The organism is Streptomyces sp. NPDC127108, assembly GCF_042677545.1.
In the GTDB taxonomy this organism is placed as follows: Bacteria; Actinomycetota; Actinomycetes; order Streptomycetales; family Streptomycetaceae; genus Streptomyces.
Window position 1 is genome coordinate 40,573 of sequence record NZ_JBHXTE010000049.1, and the last position, 16,879, is coordinate 57,451.

General features: G+C 74.6%; 16 protein-coding genes. 1 reads left to right on the plus strand and 15 read right to left on the minus strand.

All coding sequences use genetic code 11. The annotated features are described in order from the left end of the window. Positions 1-130 precede the first annotated feature (130 nt). Entirely contained in the window at positions 131-910 is a 780-nt protein-coding gene (locus tag ACFVHO_RS32930) for a DeoR/GlpR family DNA-binding transcription regulator (RefSeq protein WP_385722771.1), read from the plus strand. A 72-nt stretch (positions 911-982) separates the two neighbouring features. Here the strand turns inward: ACFVHO_RS32930 and hypE are convergent, their stop codons facing one another. The 15 genes from hypE to ACFVHO_RS33005 form a co-directional block, all read right to left on the minus strand. Further along, complete coding sequence (hypE, locus tag ACFVHO_RS32935; RefSeq protein ID WP_385722774.1) at positions 983-2,017, minus strand: hydrogenase expression/formation protein HypE; 1,035 nt, start codon at positions 2,015-2,017, stop codon at positions 983-985. Next, positions 2,014-3,117 carry a hydrogenase formation protein HypD gene (gene hypD / locus ACFVHO_RS32940; protein WP_385722777.1) on the minus strand — a complete coding sequence of 368 codons (1,104 nt, stop codon included), beginning with the start codon at positions 3,115-3,117 and terminating at the stop codon, positions 2,014-2,016. The genes hypE and hypD overlap by 4 nt, the downstream gene beginning before the upstream one ends. Then, positions 3,114-3,731: a CBS domain-containing protein gene (locus ACFVHO_RS32945; RefSeq protein WP_385722864.1), complete on the minus strand. Its 618-nt coding sequence runs from the start codon at positions 3,729-3,731 to the stop codon at positions 3,114-3,116. The genes hypD and ACFVHO_RS32945 overlap by 4 nt, the downstream gene beginning before the upstream one ends. An 88-nt stretch (positions 3,732-3,819) precedes the next feature. Beyond that, on the minus strand, positions 3,820-5,169 hold the full coding sequence (locus ACFVHO_RS32950) for a Ni/Fe hydrogenase subunit alpha (protein WP_385722780.1): 1,350 nt from the start codon (positions 5,167-5,169) through the stop codon (positions 3,820-3,822). Further along, entirely contained in the window at positions 5,166-5,921 is a 756-nt protein-coding gene (locus ACFVHO_RS32955; RefSeq protein WP_385722782.1) for an oxidoreductase, read from the minus strand. Before ACFVHO_RS32955 ends, ACFVHO_RS32950 begins: the two co-directional genes overlap by 4 nt. Position 5,922: 1 nt before the next feature. After that, complete coding sequence (locus tag ACFVHO_RS32960; protein ID WP_385722785.1) at positions 5,923-6,780, minus strand: FAD/NAD(P)-binding protein; 858 nt, start codon at positions 6,778-6,780, stop codon at positions 5,923-5,925. Next, the gene (locus ACFVHO_RS32965) at positions 6,777-7,241 is read right to left on the minus strand and encodes a Crp/Fnr family transcriptional regulator (protein ID WP_385722787.1); all 465 of its coding nucleotides are present in this window, start codon (positions 7,239-7,241) and stop codon (positions 6,777-6,779) included. Before ACFVHO_RS32965 ends, ACFVHO_RS32960 begins: the two co-directional genes overlap by 4 nt. Further along, entirely contained in the window at positions 7,238-8,470 is a 1,233-nt protein-coding gene (locus ACFVHO_RS32970) for a 4Fe-4S dicluster domain-containing protein (RefSeq protein WP_385722790.1), read from the minus strand. The genes ACFVHO_RS32965 and ACFVHO_RS32970 overlap by 4 nt, the downstream gene beginning before the upstream one ends. Positions 8,471-8,762: 292 nt before the next feature. Further along, positions 8,763-9,344, minus strand: coding sequence for a hypothetical protein (locus ACFVHO_RS32975; protein WP_385722793.1), 582 nt, complete (start codon positions 9,342-9,344; stop codon positions 8,763-8,765). Positions 9,345-9,348: 4 nt separating this feature from the next. Then, on the minus strand, positions 9,349-9,861 hold the full coding sequence (locus tag ACFVHO_RS32980) for a flavodoxin domain-containing protein (RefSeq protein ID WP_385722795.1): 513 nt from the start codon (positions 9,859-9,861) through the stop codon (positions 9,349-9,351). 13 nt (positions 9,862-9,874) lie between these two features. Further along, positions 9,875-10,606 (minus strand): CBS domain-containing protein, encoded by a 732-nt coding sequence (locus tag ACFVHO_RS32985; RefSeq protein ID WP_385722798.1) that lies wholly within the window; start codon positions 10,604-10,606, stop codon positions 9,875-9,877. A 40-nt stretch (positions 10,607-10,646) separates the two neighbouring features. Next, a complete protein-coding gene (locus tag ACFVHO_RS32990) occupies positions 10,647-13,424 on the minus strand; it encodes a GNAT family N-acetyltransferase (RefSeq protein WP_385722801.1) in 2,778 nt (925 codons plus the stop codon). 127 nt (positions 13,425-13,551) lie between these two features. Next, entirely contained in the window at positions 13,552-13,809 is a 258-nt protein-coding gene (locus tag ACFVHO_RS32995; RefSeq protein WP_385722866.1) for a HypC/HybG/HupF family hydrogenase formation chaperone, read from the minus strand. A 5-nt stretch (positions 13,810-13,814) separates the two neighbouring features. Next, positions 13,815-16,295, minus strand: a complete 2,481-nt coding sequence (locus ACFVHO_RS33000; protein WP_385722804.1) for a carbamoyltransferase HypF — start codon at positions 16,293-16,295, stop codon at positions 13,815-13,817. Between the two features lie 7 nt (positions 16,296-16,302). Beyond that, a complete protein-coding gene (locus tag ACFVHO_RS33005) occupies positions 16,303-16,803 on the minus strand; it encodes a hydrogenase maturation protease (protein WP_385722807.1) in 501 nt (166 codons plus the stop codon). Positions 16,804-16,879 lie beyond the last annotated feature (76 nt).

Sequence of the window (16,879 nt, forward strand, 5' to 3'; positions counted from 1 at the left end):
TGTCGGGCGCACCACGACATCGTGATGCTCGTTCATGCAAGATATAGCTGGGTTTCAATCATAATCAAGCATCGACTTGTGGGTTAGGGTCATCACGGACAGTGAGTACGGAACTGAGTGGAGGGTGCGGATGTCCCGCGACGCCCGCTGGCAGGCGCTCCTTGAACTGCTCGTCGACCGGGGGCGCCTGGACGTCGAGGAAGCGGCGACGGAGCTCGGCGTCTCGGCCGCGACCATCCGCCGGGACTTCGACCAGCTCGCCGAGCAGCAGATGCTGGTGCGCACCCGGGGCGGCGCGGTCGTCCACGGCGTCTCGTACGAGCTGCCGCTGCGCTACAAGACCGCCCGCCAGGCCTCGGAGAAGCAGCGGATCGCCAAGGCGGTCGCGGACTCGATCGCCCCGGGTGAGGCGGTCGGCCTGACCGGCGGCACGACGACCACGGAGGTCGCGCGGGCGCTCGCCGTGCGCACCGAACTGGCCTCCGGGTCACCGGCGTTGACCATCGTGACCAATGCCCTCAACATCGCCAACGAGCTGGCCGTGCGCCCGCAGTTCAAGATCGTGGTGACGGGCGGGGTGGCCCGTCCGCAGTCCTACGAGCTCACCGGCCCGCTCGCCGGCGGCGTGCTCGGGCAGATCACCCTGGACGTCGCGGTCCTCGGCGTCGGCGCCTTCGACGTCGTGCACGGAGCGACCGCGCACGACGAGGACGAGGCGGCCATCAACCGGCTGCTCTGCGAGAGCGCCACCCGGGTCGTGGTCGCGGCCGACGCGACGAAGCTCGGCCGCCGCGCGTTCGCGCGGATCTGCGAGACGGGGCGCGTGGACACGCTCGTGACCGACACGGCCGTCTCCGACGAGACGGCCGCGCGGTTCACCGACGCGGGGGTGTCGGTGGTGACGGCGTAGCCGCGCCGCTCGGCCGGGGCCGCTGCCGCCCCGCGCTCCCGGGACTCACCTCGGTCGGGCGCCCGCTTTCGATCAGCAGATACGAGGAAGCTGTTCGCCCAGCGGCATGTCGAGGATCCGTCGCGCGCCGACCAGCGTGCGCAGTCCGACCCGGCCAGCGGGTCCCGGTCCGGCTTCGCCTATGCGCACCGCGGAGCCGCCCTCGGGCAGGCCGCGCAGGGCGGCGAGAGCCCGGTCGGCCGCGTCCGGGGCGACGAAGGCCAGGAGGCAGCCTTCGTTGGCGACGGTCAGCGGGTCGAGGCCGAGCAGGTCGCAGGCGGCGGCGACCGGTCCCGGCACGGGCACGGCGGCCTCGTCGATCTCGACGGACAGGGCGGCGTCCCTGGCGATCTCGTTGAGGGCCGCGGCGATCCCGCCGCGGGTGGGGTCGCGCAAGGTGTGGACGGCGTCCCCCAACGGACCGAGTGCCGCCACCAGACGGTGCAGGGGGCGGGTGTCCGAGGCGATGTCGGTCTCGAATCCCAGGCCCTCGCGGGTGGAGAGGACAGCCGTGCCGTGCAGGCCCACGGGCCCGGACAGCAGGACGGCGTCGCCGGGACGCGCCCGGCCCGCGGCGGGCGTGAGCCCGCGAACTCGGCGGCCGATCCCGGTGGTGTTGAGGAAGAGGCGGTCGGCCGCGCCCCGCCCGACCACCTTGGTGTCCCCGGTGACGACGGGGACGGGAACGTCACGCGCCGCCTTGCCGACCGAGGCGAGCGCGGCCCGCAGGTCGTCCAGGGGCAGCCCCTCCTCGGCGATCACCGCGAGGCTCAGGGCGAGCGGCTGCGCCCCGCGCATGGCGAGGTCGTTGACGGTCCCGTGCACGGCGAGGGAGCCGATGTCGCCGCCGGGGAAGGACAGCGGGCTGACCACGAAGGAGTCGGTGGAGACGACCAGGTCGGGCTGGGACGGCAGCAGCGCGGCGTCCTCCAGCGGGCCGTGGGCCGGGCCGCCGAGCGCCGGAAGCACCAGGTCCTCCAGGAGTTCCGCCGTGAGCCGTCCGCCCGCTCCGTGCCCGAGCAGGAGCAGCGCGTCCTCGTGGTGGGGGACAGGGCAGTCGAGGGTCATGCGGGGCTCCCTTCCGGCTCCCGCCCGGCCGCGTGGAACGCCGCGCACGTTCCCTCCGCCGACACCATCGGCGCCCCCAGCGGCGTACGCGGTGTGCAGCGCACCCGGTAGGCGGGGCACTGCGTGGGGAGCCGTGCCCCGGTGAGGATCGCCCCCGCGATGCACTGAGGGTCCTCGACGGAGCGCGGGCCGGTGAGGCCGAAGCGGTGGACCGCGTCGAACCTCGCGTAGGCCGCGCGGAGCCGCAGACCGCTGGACGGCAGGGTGCCGATGCCGCGCCAGGCCCGGTCGGTGATCCGGAAGACACGGAGCAGGACGTCCTGCGCGTGGGCGTTGCCGGTGCGGCGCACGGCCCGGACGTACTGGTTCTCCACTTCATGGCGGCCCGATTCGAGTTGGCGCACGGCCATGAGGATGCCCTCGATGAGGTCGAGCGGTTCGAAACCGGTGACCACGATCGGCACCCGGTACAGGGCGGCGATGGGTTCGTAGGCGCGCCAGCCCATGACCGCGCACACGTGCCCGGCGGCCAGGAACGCCTCGACCCGGCAGTCCGCGGATTCGAGGAGCGCCGTCATCGCCGGGGGCACGAGGACGTGGCTGACGAGCAGGGAGAAGTTCGGCAGGCCGAGGCGTTCGGCGTGCAGGACCGCCATGGCGTTGGCGGGCGCGGTCGTCTCGAAACCGACGGCGAGGAAGACGACCTGGCGGCCCGGGTTCGCCGCGGCGACGCGGACCGCGTCCGTCGGGGAGTACACCACGCGGACGTCCGCGCCGCGCGCCCGCAGCGACAGGAGGTCCGTCGAGGTACCGGGTACGCGCAGCATGTCGCCGAAGCTGGTGAGGATCACGTCGGGGCGGGCCGCGAGTGCCAGCGCCAGGTCCAGGGTCTCCAGCGGGGTGACACAGACCGGACAGCCGGGTCCGTGGACCATGCGGACGCCCGCGGGAAGCAGTTCGTCGATGCCCTGACGGACGAGCGTGTGGGTCTGGCCGCCGCACACCTCCATGATCCGCCAGGGCCGGGTCGCGGTGGCCCGCAGTTCGTCCAGGAGACGGCGGGCCAGCGCCGGATCTCGGTACTCGTCGAGGTACTTCACTGCTCGCTCACTGGCTGGTTCAGGTCGAGGCGGACGTCGACGACTCCCTCCACCGCGCGGCTCGCGCGGGCGAGGAAGGGGACGAGCGCCGTGTCCCGCAGGGTGCCGCCGAGGGTGACGACTCCCTCCCGGACCCGTACGTCGACCTGCGTTCGCGCGGGCAGGGAGGACAGGACGGCGTGCCGGATCTCGGCGGCGATGTCCTCGTCGGCGCGCAGGAAGACCTTGAGCAGGTCGCTGCGGCTCACCACGCCCTGCAGCAGCCCGGAGGCGTCGACGACCGGCAGGTGCTTGACGCGGCGCCGTGCCATGACGCGCGCGGCCACGGCCAACGTGGCGTCGGGGCGCACGGACACGGCCGGGCTCGTCATGAGCTCGCCCGCGGTGACCGCGCCCGCCTTGGCCAGGTCGGGCAGGCGGCGCAGCACGTCGTACCGCGCCGGGTCGGCGTCCCGGAACTCCTCCTTGGGCAGCAGGTCCGCCTCGGAGACGACGCCGATGACGCGGCCCTCGCCTTCGAGGACGGGCAGGAAGCCGACCTTCCACTGCTGGATGAGTTCCACGAGTTCCTTGAAGGGGGCCTCCTGGCCGACGGCGATGACGGTGTGGGTCATCACGTCGCTCACATGGAACGGGGAGGAGTCCTCGGGGGGCAGGTCCGTGGCCGGGGACCCGGTGACCGGGGATTCGTCGCGGGTGGTGTCAGACATCGCTTCCTCCGTGGGTGCGGACGACGGTGAGGTCGAGGAAGTGGGTGGAGCAGGAGATGCACGGGTCGTGGTTGCGGATGGTCCGCTCGCACAGGTCCGTGAGTTCGGCGTCGCTGAGGTCCGCCCGGGCGACGGCCCGCGACGCCGTCCGGCGCAGGTCGTCCTCGATGGCACCCTGGTTCTGCGCGGTGGGAGGCACGAGCACCGCGTCGGTGACAGTGCCGTCGGCCGCCAGCGAGTAGCGGTGGTAGAGGAGCCCGCGCGGCGCCTCGGTCGCCCCGTGCCCGGTGCCCGCGGCGGGAGGCACCGCGACGAAGGGGCGGGACGGCGGCTCGTACGTCTCGATGAGGCGCAGCGCCTCGTCGACCGCGTACACGATCTCCACGGCCCGTACGAGGACGGAGCGGTAGGGGTTGCGGCAGACCACGCCGTCACGGGGGTCCGCGAGCCCGGCCGCGCGGGCCGCCTCCGCCGCCGTCCGCGACAGCAGACGTCCGCTGATCGCGAACCGGGCGAGCGAACCGGTGAGATGGCGTCGGCCGTCGAGGCGCGAGTGCAGGGCCGTGGAGTGCGGCACCTGTTCCTCGCGGACGCGCAGCGGGAAGTCGCGCACCGGGAAGGTGCCGAAGGCCCCGTCGGAGCGCAGTACGGCGGGGACGCCCGACTCGATGGCGTACGTGTCGGGGCAGGCCAGGGCCAGGAAGTCGGCGTCCACCCCGGCATCGGGGAAGTCGAAGCCCGCCACCCAGCGCACGGTGTCCCAGGCGTCGTCCAGGGCCCGCCTCAACCGCTCGGCCAGCGGGCGGAGTTCGGCACGGACGGGGGCGCGGTGGAAGCCGCCGAGGCGTACGTTCACCGGATGGATGGCGCGGCCGCCGAGGACTTCCAGGAGCGCGTTGCCCGCCTGCTTCAGGCGCAGGCCCCGCTCCACGTCCGCGCGCCGGGTGCGGGCCAGGTCGACGGCGCCGTCGCAGCCCAGGAAGTCCGGCGCGTGCAGCAGATAGACGTGCAGGGCCTGGCTCTCGATCCACTCGCCGCAGTACAGCAGCCGGCGCAGCGCGCCGATCTCCCGCGGCACCCGGACCCCGCACGCGTCCTCGACGGCCGCGCAGGCACTCAGCTGGTACGCCACGGGGCAGATCCCGCACACGCGGGAGGTGATGTCGGGCGGCTCGGTGTGGGCGCGGCCGCGCAGCAGGGCCTCGAAGAAGCGGGGCGGCTCGTAGATGTTCAGCTGTGCCTGTGTGACCGTCCCGTCGTGCACGCGCAGGCGCAGGGCGCCCTCGCCCTCGACCCGGGTCAGCGAGCCGACGTGCAGAACGCGGGATCCGCGGTGCGTCACGGCCGTGACTCCTCTTCGAAGGCGGAGGCGTTGAAGGTGCGCAGCAGCCGCTCTACGGCCCGCTGGTCCAGGCCGTCGCGGCGCAGCCGCGGGATCAGGGCGGGCAGGTTCGCCGAGCCGGAGGGGCCGAAGCAGCCGTAGCAGCCGCGCCCGTAGGCCGGGCAGATCGCGCCGCAGCCCGCCTGGGTGACCGGCCCCAGGCAGGGGGTGCCGTGGGCGACGGTGACGCAGACCGTGCCGCGCCGCTTGCACGCGAAGCACACGCTGTGGTTCGGGATGTCGGGCTTCCGTCCCGCGAGGTGGGCCGTGAGGACCTCCAGGAGCTGGCCGCGGTCGACGGGGCAGCCGCGCAGCTCGAAGTCGACGTCCACATGGGCCGACACGGGCGTGGAGGTGGCGAGGGTGTCGATGTGGTCGGGGCGGGCGTACACGGCGCGGCGGAACTCCTCGACGTCGGCGAAGTTCCGCAGCGCCTGGATGCCGCCCGCGGTGGCGCAGGCGCCGATGGTGATCAGACGCCGGGACTCGGCGCGGATCCGCCGCACCCGCTCCGCGTCGGCGGCCGTGGTGACCGAGCCCTCCACGAGTGCCACGTCGTACGGTCCCGGACGGACCGCGCTCGACGCCTCCAGGAAGTGCGCGATCTCCACCCGGCCCGCGAGGCCGAGGAGTTCGTCCTCGCAGTCCAGGAGGGTGAGCTGGCAGCCGTCGCACGAGGCCAGCTTGAACACGGCGAGCGTGGGGGCGGCCATGTCACAACTCCCTTACGGAGAGCCATGGTTCGGCGCGGCTCCAGCTCACCACCGGTCCGTCCCGGCACAGCAGCACCGGGCCGAGCTGGCAGTGGCCGCACGTGCCGGTGGCGCAGCGCATGGTGCGCTCCAGCGAGACCCGGACGTGATCGGCGGCGACCCCCCGGTGCACGAGGTCGCGCGCGGTCGCGCGGATCATCGGCTCGGGTCCGCAGACGAACGCCCAACTGCTCGGCGGGTCGAAGCGGGCCCGGTCAAGCAGCCGGGTGACCAGGCCGACCTCACCGCGCCAGCCGTCGGACGGGCGGTCGACGGTCACCCCCGTGTACGCGGTCGGCCAGCGCCGAGTCTCGTACTTGGACAGCAGATCGGCCGGGGTGCGGGCACCGATCAGGACGTTGACGCGGCCGCGGCGCCTCGGCTCGGCGACCGCGTCGCGGATGAGCGGGCGCAGCGGCGCGAGCCCGATGCCGCCCGCCACCACGACGACGTCCTGGCCGAGCGCGCGCTCGAGCTCCCAGCCGGTGCCGTAGGGGCCGCGCAGCCCCAGGACGTCACCGACTCGCGCGGCGCACAACCCCTCGGAGACCGCTCCTACGGCGCGCACGGTGTGGGCGAGGCCGCCGGTGGTGGGAAGGGCGCTCACGGAGAGGGGGATCTCGCCGCGCCCGAAGCAGTGCACCATGGCGAACTGTCCCGGTACGAACTGCGGCAGCGCCTCGGCCACGGGATCGAGGCGCAGGGTGACCGTGTCGGGCGTCTCCGGCCAGCGGGCGATCACCCGGTACGGCACCGGGAGCCGGGCCTCCGCCCGCGCCGCCGGGGCGGCCGGTGCCGTGGTGGACGGCGCGGCGCTCATCGTGCGCTGCCGCTGCCGTAGGGGGCGTACAGGTCGAGCAGCCGGACGCGGGCCGACTGCAGCCGGTGCGCGAGGACCTTGCCGACCCACTGGCCGACGGCCGAGCCGAGCTGCGGGTCGTCCTCGCACATGAGCCGCACCGCCGTCGCGTCGAACTCGTAGGCGCGCACCTGCGTCGTGGCCTCGGCGCCGAGCTGCCACACGTAGGGCGGGAACAGCCAGGACCAGCCCACCAGTTCGTCGAAACCGATGGTCTCGATCACGGGTGACCGGCGCCCCGGAACGTGCATGTCGAGGGTGACGGTTCCGGTGCGGACGATCCAGAACCGGTCGGCGCGTGCGCCCTCCTCGAAGAGTCTGGTGCCCTGGCGGATGGTGACATCGCGGGCGACCCGCAGCAGACGGGCGCGGTACGCCGACGGCAGAGCCTGCGTCATGCGGGTGATGGACGTGGTGTTCATGGCTGTGGCCCCTTGTCGTGGCGCGCCGACCGGTCGTCGTGCGCGGTGCCCGGGTCGCCGCCCGCCGCATTGCGCTCGGCGGCCAGCGCGGCGACCTCCTCGGTGATGTCGATCCCGGCCGGGCACCACGCGACGCAGCGCCCGCAGCCCACGCAGCCGCTGCTGCCGAACTGGTCGTGCCAGGTGGAGAGTTTGTGGGTGAGCCACTGCCGGTAGCGGCTGCGGAGGGAGGCGCGGACCGGACCGCCGTGCAGGAGGGAGAAGTCCAGGTCGAAGCAGGAGTCCCAGCGCTGCCACCGCTCCGTGTGGTCGCCGGTGAGGTCGGTGACCTCCTCGGTGGTGGTGCAGAAGCACGTGGGGCAGACCATGGTGCAGTTGGCGCAGGCGAGACAGCGCGTCGCGACGTCGTCCCAGCGGTCCGCGGTGAGGCTCTCGCCCATCAGCGCCCGCAGGTCGAGCGGCGGCAGCGAGCGGCCCATGCGCTCCCGGGCCGCGTCCACCGACCCGCGCGCCACGGACTCGGTCCTCAGGTCCGCCGGCCGGTGCGGCACGCTGTCGAGCAGCCGTGCTCCCGCCGCACTCCCCACGCGGACGAAGAAGCGGTGGCTGTCGGCGTCGACGACTTCGGTGAGCGCAAGGTCGAAGGCGCCGTCGGCCGCGGGGCCGCCACCGGCGGACACGCAGAAGCAGGTCGCGCCGGGGTCGGTGCACTCCACGGCTATCAGAAGCGCCCCCCTCCGGCGCTCCCGATAGCCGCGGTCCGGGGTGGCGGTGTCCCTCGCTCGGGCGGAGTCGTGAGTTCCGGGAGGCCCGCCCGCCAGGACGCGGTCCTGGATCGCGATGGCCCGCAGATCGCAGGGCCGGACCCCGAGAAAGGCGTACCCGCGCGGCTCGGGGCTGGCCTCGGTGAACACCGGAACGCCGTCCGTCCCGCGCCGGGCGCTCCACAACTGTTCGCGCTGCGGGTGCAGGAAGGCCTTCCACGACTGCGGTCCGGCGCTGTGCGCGAACGCGGCGCCGTCCTCACGGGGCGTCAGCCGGTAGCGCCCGGCGGCGAGTTCGACGCCCCAGCCGAACGGAAGCTCGTCGGCGGACGTCAACTCGGCCAGGACGACCGCGCCGTCGCGGACCGTGGGGCCCACGACCGTGCGGCCGTCCGCGACGAGCACGGCCACCAGGGCGTCGAGACCCTCCCGTTCGAGCACTGCGGTGGATCCGCCGGCGGCCATGGAACCCTCCTCGCCACGCGCGGTGCGCGGGGCCCGCCGTCACGCGCCGGGCAGCTCCCACACCACCAGGGTCGGGGGGAGCGGGTCCGCTTGTGCAGGGGCCGTTCGGGCCGGTTGAGGGGCCGGTGGGGCGGAATCCTGGCCGGACGGGCCACGGAAGGGGGCGCCGGGCGGTCGGATGCCCGGCGGTCGCCGGAGGACGGGCAGGCCCTCCGGCGACACGGATCGGCCGAGCGCACCGGGTGCCGTGCGGCGCGTGTCGAGGCGGTCCGCGCGCAACGGGCCCGTGGCATCAGGTCCTGCGGCTTCCCCACTCCGGTCCGATCCGCCGCCACTCGTCGTCCCACGCGGCCATGCGCCTCCTGTTGAGGACGGCGCGCACGGCGCGCAGGCCGATGAGCGCCGTCAGCGCGGTCCCGGCCGCGGCGGCAGCGGCCGCGCCGGCGACGCGCAGCGCGACTCCACCGGCGTCGAGCGGCGCCTCGGTCACCAGGCCGCGGGCGTCGAGCCACACGGCGACGCGGTCCCCGCGCCGACTGCCGCCCGGCACCAGCGCGTCGCCGGTGCGCCGGGTGCCGTCGGACGACGTCCAGCGGGCGGGCACCCGGTACAAATGCACCGTGCCGTCGGCGACGGGCACCGCGGGCGGGGCGTTCACCGTGAGCACGGCGGCGACCCGATGACGCTCCGACCGCTCGGCCCTGGCCACCGCGACGCCGTCGCGGTGCGCGACCACACCGGCGACGGCCCCCGCGGTGGGCGCGCCCACGCACAGCACGACGCCGACGACGAGCACCGTCCATGCCTCGATCACGTCCGAGCGGCGCCGCAGGGGACTGCGGCCCGGCCGCCACCACCGGACACGGCGGGGCACGGCGTCAATCCCCTGTCTCCCTGAAGGAGGCCACCTCCCGGGCGACCCCGCTCGCCCACTTCGACACGGCGTCGAAGTCACGGAAGTCGCCCCCCTTGCCGGACCGCAGGATCATCCGGGCGACCCGGCCGCGGGCCCGCTCGTCGAGGCAGCCCCCGAACGTGACGTGCACCCGGGCGCCGAGCCTGTGCGCGACGCGGCGCACGGAGGGCGGCGGCGGAATGTCCCGCAGCGACGCCGAGGAGTCCAGCGGACCGCTGCTGAAGAGCCACAGCGGGCGGCCGGACAGCGCGCGCCGGTGCCGCCGCGCGAAGCGCCGCGCGTCACGCTGCCAGCGCCCGGCGTACAGCGCGCCGCCGAGCACCACGGCGTCGTACGAGGAGAGATCCCGCACCTCCCCGGCCGACCGCACCTCCACTTCAAGCCCGGCCTCGCCGAGCGCGGTGCCCACGGAGCGCGCCAGCTCGGCGGTGGAGCCATAGGTCGACCCGTAGGCGACCAGGACCGCGTGTGTCATGGCCGTACCCCTCTCACAGTTTGCGCAGCCAGTCGTCCGCGACGCCGTGCGGTGCCTGCTCCGACGGCCGCAGGTGGGAGTCGTCCAGGCGATGGGTGAGCTCGTCGACGACCGCGACCACGCCGTCGATCTGCCGCGTCATCCGCACGGCGATGGCCACCTCGCTGCTGCGTTCGAGTCGGCCGCGCAGCGTCACCACGCCGTCGAGGACTTCGACGGTGATGGTCCGCGGCGCGAGCCACAGCGTCTGTACGAGGACCTCGTCGACGACGTCCTGACGGATGTCCGCGTCGGAGCGCAGGAACACCTGGAGCAGGTCACGGCGGGTGACGATGCCGACGAGGCGTTCCTCCTCGTCCACGACGGGCAGCCGCTCGACGCGGTGCCCGGCCATGGTGCGGGCGGCCTCGGCGATGGTGTCGTCGGCGTGCACGGTGACGGCGGGCTGCGACATCAGCTGTCCCGCGGTGCGGGCCCGGGCCTTGGGCGTCTGCTTGCGCGCGCCGGGGAGCAGCTTCCGCCAGCGGCCGGACCGGACGGTCGTGTGCGGATCCTCGGCCTCCGCCTGGTGGGCCATGAGGTCCGTCTCGGAGAGCACCCCGATGACGTACTGCTCGTCGTCCACCACCGGAAGTCCGCTGATGCGGTGCTGGTCCAGGAGCCGGGCGACCTCCTTGAAGGAGGTGTCGTACGTGGCCTGGACGACGTCGGTCGCCATGACCGTGCCGACCTTGCGGTGCTTCATTTCCTTCGCCTCCTCGGCGGGCTCGGCGTGGTACGTGGCTTCAGCGGAGCCGTCGCAGTTGTCGCAGGTAGGGGTCCTTGGCCGGGCGGGGCAGCACGCGCACGCGCACGTCGAGCGCGGTGATCCGCTCCGGCCGGGCGAGAACCGGATTGAGGTCGGCTTCGGCGAGCTGCGGCAGGTCGCCCGCCATCCGGGAGAGCCGCAGCAGCAGTTGCTCGATGCCTTCCAGGTCCACGGGCCCGTCGCCCCCGCCGCCGAAGAGCAGCGGCGCGCAGCGGGGCGAGGTGATCAGATCGTGGACGTCGTGGTCGGTGAGCGGCGCGAGGCGGGCCGCGTGGTCGGCGAGCACCTCCGTCGCGGTGCCGCCGTGTCCGAACAGCACCAGTGGCCCGAAGACCTCGTCCTGGACGACGCCGGCGAAGAGTTCGACGCCGCGTGGCGCGAGGGGCTGCACGACCACGCCGGTCATCAGATGACCGAAGCGCAGGACGAAGTCCCGGTGGGCGGCGCGGACCTGTGCGTCGCCGCGCAGGTCGAGATGGAGCGCGTGCTCCTGGCTCTTGTGCAGCAGGCCGGGCCAGTGGGCCTTGAGCACGACGAGCCCGTCGGGGCCCTTGAGGCGCTCGGCGGCGAGCACCGCGTCGTCCTCGGTCTCGGCCCAGGCCCAGGGAAGCTGACGGATGCCGTAGGCGTCGAGGAGCGCGGCGCACTCGCGGGGACTGAGCCAGCCGCCCTCCGGGTGCTGGTCCAAGTAGGCCTCGACGGTCGCGTGGGCACGGGGTGGATCGACGGCGTCGAGTCCGGGCACGGTGCCGGGTGGACGGGCGAGCCAGCAAGCGCGTGCGGCGGCGTGGGCGAGGGCGCGTGCGGCACCTTGCGGGTCGGAGTAGGCGGGCACCGTGCCGTCCTCGGCGGCCAGCAGCCGCACCGGCAGGTCCTGGTCGAGCAGCACCGCGGCCACCGGCCGGTCCCGACAGCGGTCCGGGGTGTGGGTGAGGGACCGGACCAGCGTGTCGCCCGTCGCCGCGGCGACCGCGGTGGGCACGAGCGCCACCAGGACCGCGTCGACCCGGCCGCTCGCGGCGAGGACGCGGACACAGGCGCGCAGCTGTTCCTCGCTGACGGCGGCGGTGGTGTCGACGGGGTTGGTGGCGGTGGCGCCCTCGGGCAGGACGGCGAGCACGTCGTCGATGACGTCGATGCCGAGGGGCGGCAGCGTGAGCCCCGCCTCCGCACAGGCGTCGGCGGTGAGGACCCCGGCGCCCCCCGCATTGGTCACCACGCCGACACGGACCCCCGCGGGCAGCGGCTGGCTGTGCAACAGGGCGGCGGTTTCCAGGAGTTCACCGACCGAGCGGGTGGCCGTGATCCCGGCCTGCCTGAACAGGGCCCGGCGCGTCATGGTGGAGGTGGCGGCGGCCGAGGTGTGCGAGGCGGCTGCCACCCGCCCGGCCCCGGTGCGGCCCGCGTCGACCGTCAGGATGGGCATCCGCCGGGTGACGCGCCGTGCCGTGCGGGCGAAGGCGCGGGGATTGCCGAACGACTCCAGGTGCAGCAGTGCCAGGTCGGTGCGCCCGTCGCACTCCCACCACTGGAGCAGGTCGTTGCCGCTGACGTCGTACTTGTCGCCCAGGGACACGAAGCTGGACACGCCCACCCCCAGCCGGGCAAGACCGCTGAGCAGCGCGATGCCCACACCGCCGGACTGCACGGCGACCCCGGCCGTGCCGGGGTGCGGGTGCGCGGCGGCGAACGTCGCGTCCAGGCACATGCCCGGTTCGGTGTTGGCGAGGCCGAGGCAGTTGGGGCCGACCAGGCGCATCCCGTGCGCCCGGCAGATGTCGAGCAGCGCCCGCGCCCCGTCGGCGTCGAGCCCGGCGGAGACGATGACGAGGGCGGCCACACCGAACTTGCCGCACTCCTCGGCGGCCGCCGGGATCCGGGCCGCCGGGACGGCGAGCACCGCGAGTTCGGGGACCTCAGGCAGCGAGGCGACGTCAGGGTACGCGTGCACACCGAGGACGACGGCGGCGTTCGGGTTGACGGCGAACAGGCGGCCGGTGAAGCCGCCGGTGCACAGGTTGCGCAGGACGGCCCGGCCGACCGACCCCGGCCTGCGGCCCACGCCGATCACGGCGACCGAACCGGGGCGCAGCAGCGGCCGCAGGCTCGCCACATCGGCGGTGCGGCCGCGGAAGTCCACGGACGTCAAGTAGGTGTCGGTCTGCGCGAGTTGGACCACACACCTCACCTCGGTTCCCTCGAAGCGGCGCGTGCTGCTCAGACCGAGGTCCGCGAAGACCTTCAGGACCTGGTGGTTCTCGGCGAGCGCGTCGGCGGTGAACGCGGTGACCCCGGCGGCACGGGCGGCGGACACCAGGTGCTCCAGGAGCAGCGTGCCGATGCCGCGATGGTGCCAGTGGTCACCCACGGCCAGGGCGATGTCGGCCGTGACGGCTCCCGCGCCGGTGGGCTCGGCGTTCGTCGTCTCGTACTCGGCGATCCCGACGAGGTGCCCTTCGTGCTCGGCGAGCAGCGCGCGGTACCCGGAACGATCCGGCCGCCCGCTCCGCGAACCGGCCGGTACAGCACGACCGGAGACACGAGCCGCGGCCTCCTCGGCCGAGCGGTGGCTCGCCACGAAGAACCGCAGCCGCAGATGCTCCGGCGACATGCCCTCGTACAGGCGCAGCACCGCGTCGTGGTCGCCGGGCTCACCGGGGCGTATGCGGATGGTGGTGCCGTCGGCGAGCAGGGCGTACGCGGTGTCGGGGACCGCGGCGGGTGCGGGGGTGCGGGATGCTGCGCTGCCGGTCATCGTGTACCTCGCGCTTGTGTTCGGCCGGTTGACGTCTTCAGAGTCGTGCCGGAGCCCGGCGCCGGGCAGTGGCCGACCGGCACGCGTCCGAGGGCCGGGCGACGCGCTGACGCGGGCCGGGCGGCCCTCAGGGCAGGGGCTCGCCGAGTTCGCCCTCGACGGCGTCGGCCATCACCCGCAGCACGCCGAGCGTGCGGTGGGCCTCCGCCTCGTCGACCTGGGCGATCGCGAAGCCGACGTGGACGATCACATATGTGCCGACGGCGGCGTCCGGCGTGCAGCTCAGGCATGCCTCGCGCCGTACGCCGCCGAAGTCGACGGTCGCCATGCGCAGTCCCGAGTCGTCGTGGATGTCGAGCACCCGTCCGGGAATTCCCAGGCACACGCCCGTCACCTGCCCTTCTTCGCCGGGCCCCGCCGTGCCTCGGCGAGGCGGGCGGCGGCGACGGCCGCCTGCCCGTAGCTGATGCCGCCGTCGCCGACGGGAACCTCACGGCCGACCAGGACCCGCAGGCCCTGGGCCCGCAGCCGTCGGCGGACCTGTGTGAGCAGGGGGACGTTGGCGAAGCACCCGCCCCCCAGGCACACCGTGCGGGGTGCGCCGTCCTCGACCGCGCGGGCGACGAGGTCGGCGGTGGCGGCGGCGAGCGCGCTGTGGAACGCGGCGGCCAGGCGCGCCACGGACTCGCCGTCGGCCTGCCGCTCCAGCAGATCGCCGAGCGTCGCCGCCGAGTCGTAGACCCACAGGTCTCCCACGCGCACGACGCGGTGTCTCAGCGGCACGGGGCGGTCCCGGCCCGCGCGGACCGCGGCGGCCTCCAGGGCGACGGCCGCCTCGCCCTCGTAGCTGACGGTGTCGGCGAGTCCGAGCAGGCTCGCGGCGGTGTCGAAAAGACGCCCGGCACTGGACGCGCGTGGGCAGTTGACCTCGCGCTCCACCATGGCCCGCAGCACCCCGGTGCGGCCCCGGTCGAGCCGCCCGAGGAACGCGCCCGCGGCCCTCGCGAGCGGGGGCGAGCCGAGCGGCTCCGCCCCGAAGACGTACCCGAGGGCCATCCGGCAGGGATGCCTGACCGCGGCCTCGCCGCCCGGCAGCGGCGCCGTGGCGAAGCGCCCCACGCGCCGACAGCGGGTCAGGTCGGCGACGAACACCTCCCCGCCCCACAGCGCGCCGTCGGCTCCGAGGCCGAGCCCGTCGTAGGCGACGCCGACGAACGGCCCCCGCACCCCGTGCTCGGCGGCGCACGCGGCCACGTGGGCGTGATGGTGCTGCACGGCCATGTGCGGCAGGGGCTGCTCCAGCGCCCATCGTGTGGACGGGTATCCCGGATGCAGGTCGTGTGCGACGGCGCGCGGGACGATCCCGGTCAGCCGGCACAGGTCCGCGTACGCCCGCACGAAGGCCTCGTACGTCGCCGCGTCCGCCAGGTCCCCCTGGTGCGGGCCGACATGGGCCGCCCCCGCGTCGGCGAGAGTGAAGGTGTGCTTCGACTGGGCGCCCGCACCCGCGAGGGGTTCGGGTGCGGGCGGGCTCAGGGGCAGGGGCGCGGGAGCCAGGCCGCGGGCGCGCCGCACGGTGAGCGGGAGGCGGCCGGCCGCGGTGACGACGGAGTCGTCGTAGCGGGCGCGGATCGGCCGGTCGTGGGTGAGGAAGCCGTCGGCGACGCCCGCCAGGGCGCGGTGGGCCTCGGCGTCGTCGATGGCGACGGGTTCGTCGGCGAGGTTGCCGCTGGTGACGACGAGCGGCCGGTCGAGCTCGCGCAGCAGCAGGTGGTGCAGGCCCGTGGTGGGCAGGAAGAGGCCGAGGCGGTCGGTGACGGGGGCCAGCGCGGGGGAGTGGGCGGGTGTTCCCGGCGCGGGCACGGGGGCGGGCCCTGCGGGGTGCACGGCGGGGGTGACGTGGGGGGTGGCCCCGCCCCTGGTCCGGCGGGTGCGCAACAGGACCACGGGACGCGCGGGTGACGTCAGCAACGCCAGTTCCGTGGTGTTGATCCGAGCCAGCCAGCCCGCCGCGCGCACGTCCCGCACCATCACGGCGAACGGCTTGACCGGCCTGCGCTTGCGCCGTCGCAGTTCCGCCACCGCCTCGGGGTCGGTCGCGTCGCACACCAACTGGTAGCCGCCGAGGCCCTTGAGGGCGATGATCCCGCCCCCGGCGACGGTCCCCACCGCCGCCTTGAGCGCCCGCTCGCCCCGCAGGTCTCCCCAGGCGAGCGTCGGTCCGCACGCGGGACAGGCCACGGGTTCGGCGTGGAAGCGCCGGTCGCGGGGGTCGGCGTACTCCGCGGCGCAGTCGGCGCACAGGGGGAAGCGGCGCATCGTGGTCCGCACGCGGTCGTACGGCAGGTCCTCGATGAGGGAGGCCCGGGGCCCGCAGTCGGTGCAGTTGACGAACGGATACCGGTGCCGCCGGTCCTCCGCCGTGAAGAGTTCGCGCACACAGGCGTCGCAGATCGCCGCGTCGGCGGGCAGCTCGCGTCGATCCGTCGTGGCCCTGGGACCGGGCCCGCTGCGACGCACGCTGAAGTGCGCGCTGCCCGCCCGAGCGGCCGGAGACGCCTCCGGCCCGGCCGCGGTGTCGTGCCGTGCCGCGGGCCCGCCCGCACCGCTCGGCCGGCGGATCGGCGCCGCTCCGTCCGGTTCGCCCCACACGACCCCGCGCACGCGCGCCAGCAGCGGCGCGTCCGTGCGCATGCGTCGGCCGAACTCCACGACCGCGTCCACGGGGCCCGTCACCTGCCCCTCGACGTGCCCGTCCACGTTCGCCACCCAGCCACTCAGACCGAGCCCACCCGCCAGGCGGTGCACGAACGGCCTGAATCCCACGCCCTGCACGGTTCCGTGGACCGTGAACGCCCGTGTCACCCGCATCCTCGGCTCACCCCCGCGCGGCGGCGTCACGATGCCGCACCAGCTCCACCTCGACGGCCTCGGCGAGCGGCGCGACGGCTTCCGCGACCGCGGACGACAGGCCGGTGCCGAGCGAGCTGTCGCCGCCCTCGACGGCGTACACGACCAGTCGACCCGGCAACCGGCCGAGCACCCGGGCCAGTTCGACGGCCTCGCCGAGGCCTAGACCGTGGGAGCTGGTGGCCGGGGGCCGCGCGAGCCGGGCGGCGTCCAGCTCGATGCGGTGGACGCGGCCCGGAGCACCAGGATGGGTGTGCGCGGCGTCCACGACCACGGCCAGACCGGCGCCCTCCCACAGGGAGATGAGCCGAACCGGGTCCCCGTCACAGGTGGCGAGCGTCGTCCCGGGCGGCAGCGGACGCCTCGCGGCGCGCTCCCGCATCCGCCCGACGACCGCCCAGCCGACCCCGTCGTCGTGCCGGTACTCGTTCCCGACGCCGACGACGGCGATGTCCGTGCGCTCCTTCATACGACTCACCGTGGCCACCCCGACGGGCACCGCGCAGGGGCCGATCGGCCTCTTCCGGGGGCCGCTCCGCCTCTGC

What these genes read in the sequence shown, in the direction of transcription:
- ACFVHO_RS32970 (WP_385722790.1), bottom strand. Translation starts at nt 8,470, where the DNA reads ATGGCCGCCGGCGGATCCACCGCAGTGCTCGAACGGGAGGGTCTCGAC.
- ACFVHO_RS33000 (WP_385722804.1), bottom strand. Translation starts at nt 16,295, where the DNA reads ATGCGGGTGACACGGGCGTTCACGGTCCACGGAACCGTGCAGGGCGTG.
- ACFVHO_RS32985 (WP_385722798.1), bottom strand. Translation starts at nt 10,606, where the DNA reads ATGAAGCACCGCAAGGTCGGCACGGTCATGGCGACCGACGTCGTCCAG.
- ACFVHO_RS33005 (WP_385722807.1), bottom strand. Translation starts at nt 16,803, where the DNA reads ATGAAGGAGCGCACGGACATCGCCGTCGTCGGCGTCGGGAACGAGTAC.
- ACFVHO_RS32980 (WP_385722795.1), bottom strand. Translation starts at nt 9,861, where the DNA reads ATGACACACGCGGTCCTGGTCGCCTACGGGTCGACCTATGGCTCCACC.
- ACFVHO_RS32930 (WP_385722771.1), top strand. Translation starts at nt 131, where the DNA reads ATGTCCCGCGACGCCCGCTGGCAGGCGCTCCTTGAACTGCTCGTCGAC.
- ACFVHO_RS32960 (WP_385722785.1), bottom strand. Translation starts at nt 6,780, where the DNA reads ATGAGCGCCGCGCCGTCCACCACGGCACCGGCCGCCCCGGCGGCGCGG.
- ACFVHO_RS32990 (WP_385722801.1), bottom strand. Translation starts at nt 13,424, where the DNA reads ATGACCGGCAGCGCAGCATCCCGCACCCCCGCACCCGCCGCGGTCCCC.
- ACFVHO_RS32955 (WP_385722782.1), bottom strand. Translation starts at nt 5,921, where the DNA reads ATGGCCGCCCCCACGCTCGCCGTGTTCAAGCTGGCCTCGTGCGACGGC.
- hypE (WP_385722774.1), bottom strand. Translation starts at nt 2,017, where the DNA reads ATGACCCTCGACTGCCCTGTCCCCCACCACGAGGACGCGCTGCTCCTG.
- ACFVHO_RS32965 (WP_385722787.1), bottom strand. Translation starts at nt 7,241, where the DNA reads ATGAACACCACGTCCATCACCCGCATGACGCAGGCTCTGCCGTCGGCG.
- ACFVHO_RS32945 (WP_385722864.1), bottom strand. Translation starts at nt 3,731, where the DNA reads ATGACCCACACCGTCATCGCCGTCGGCCAGGAGGCCCCCTTCAAGGAA.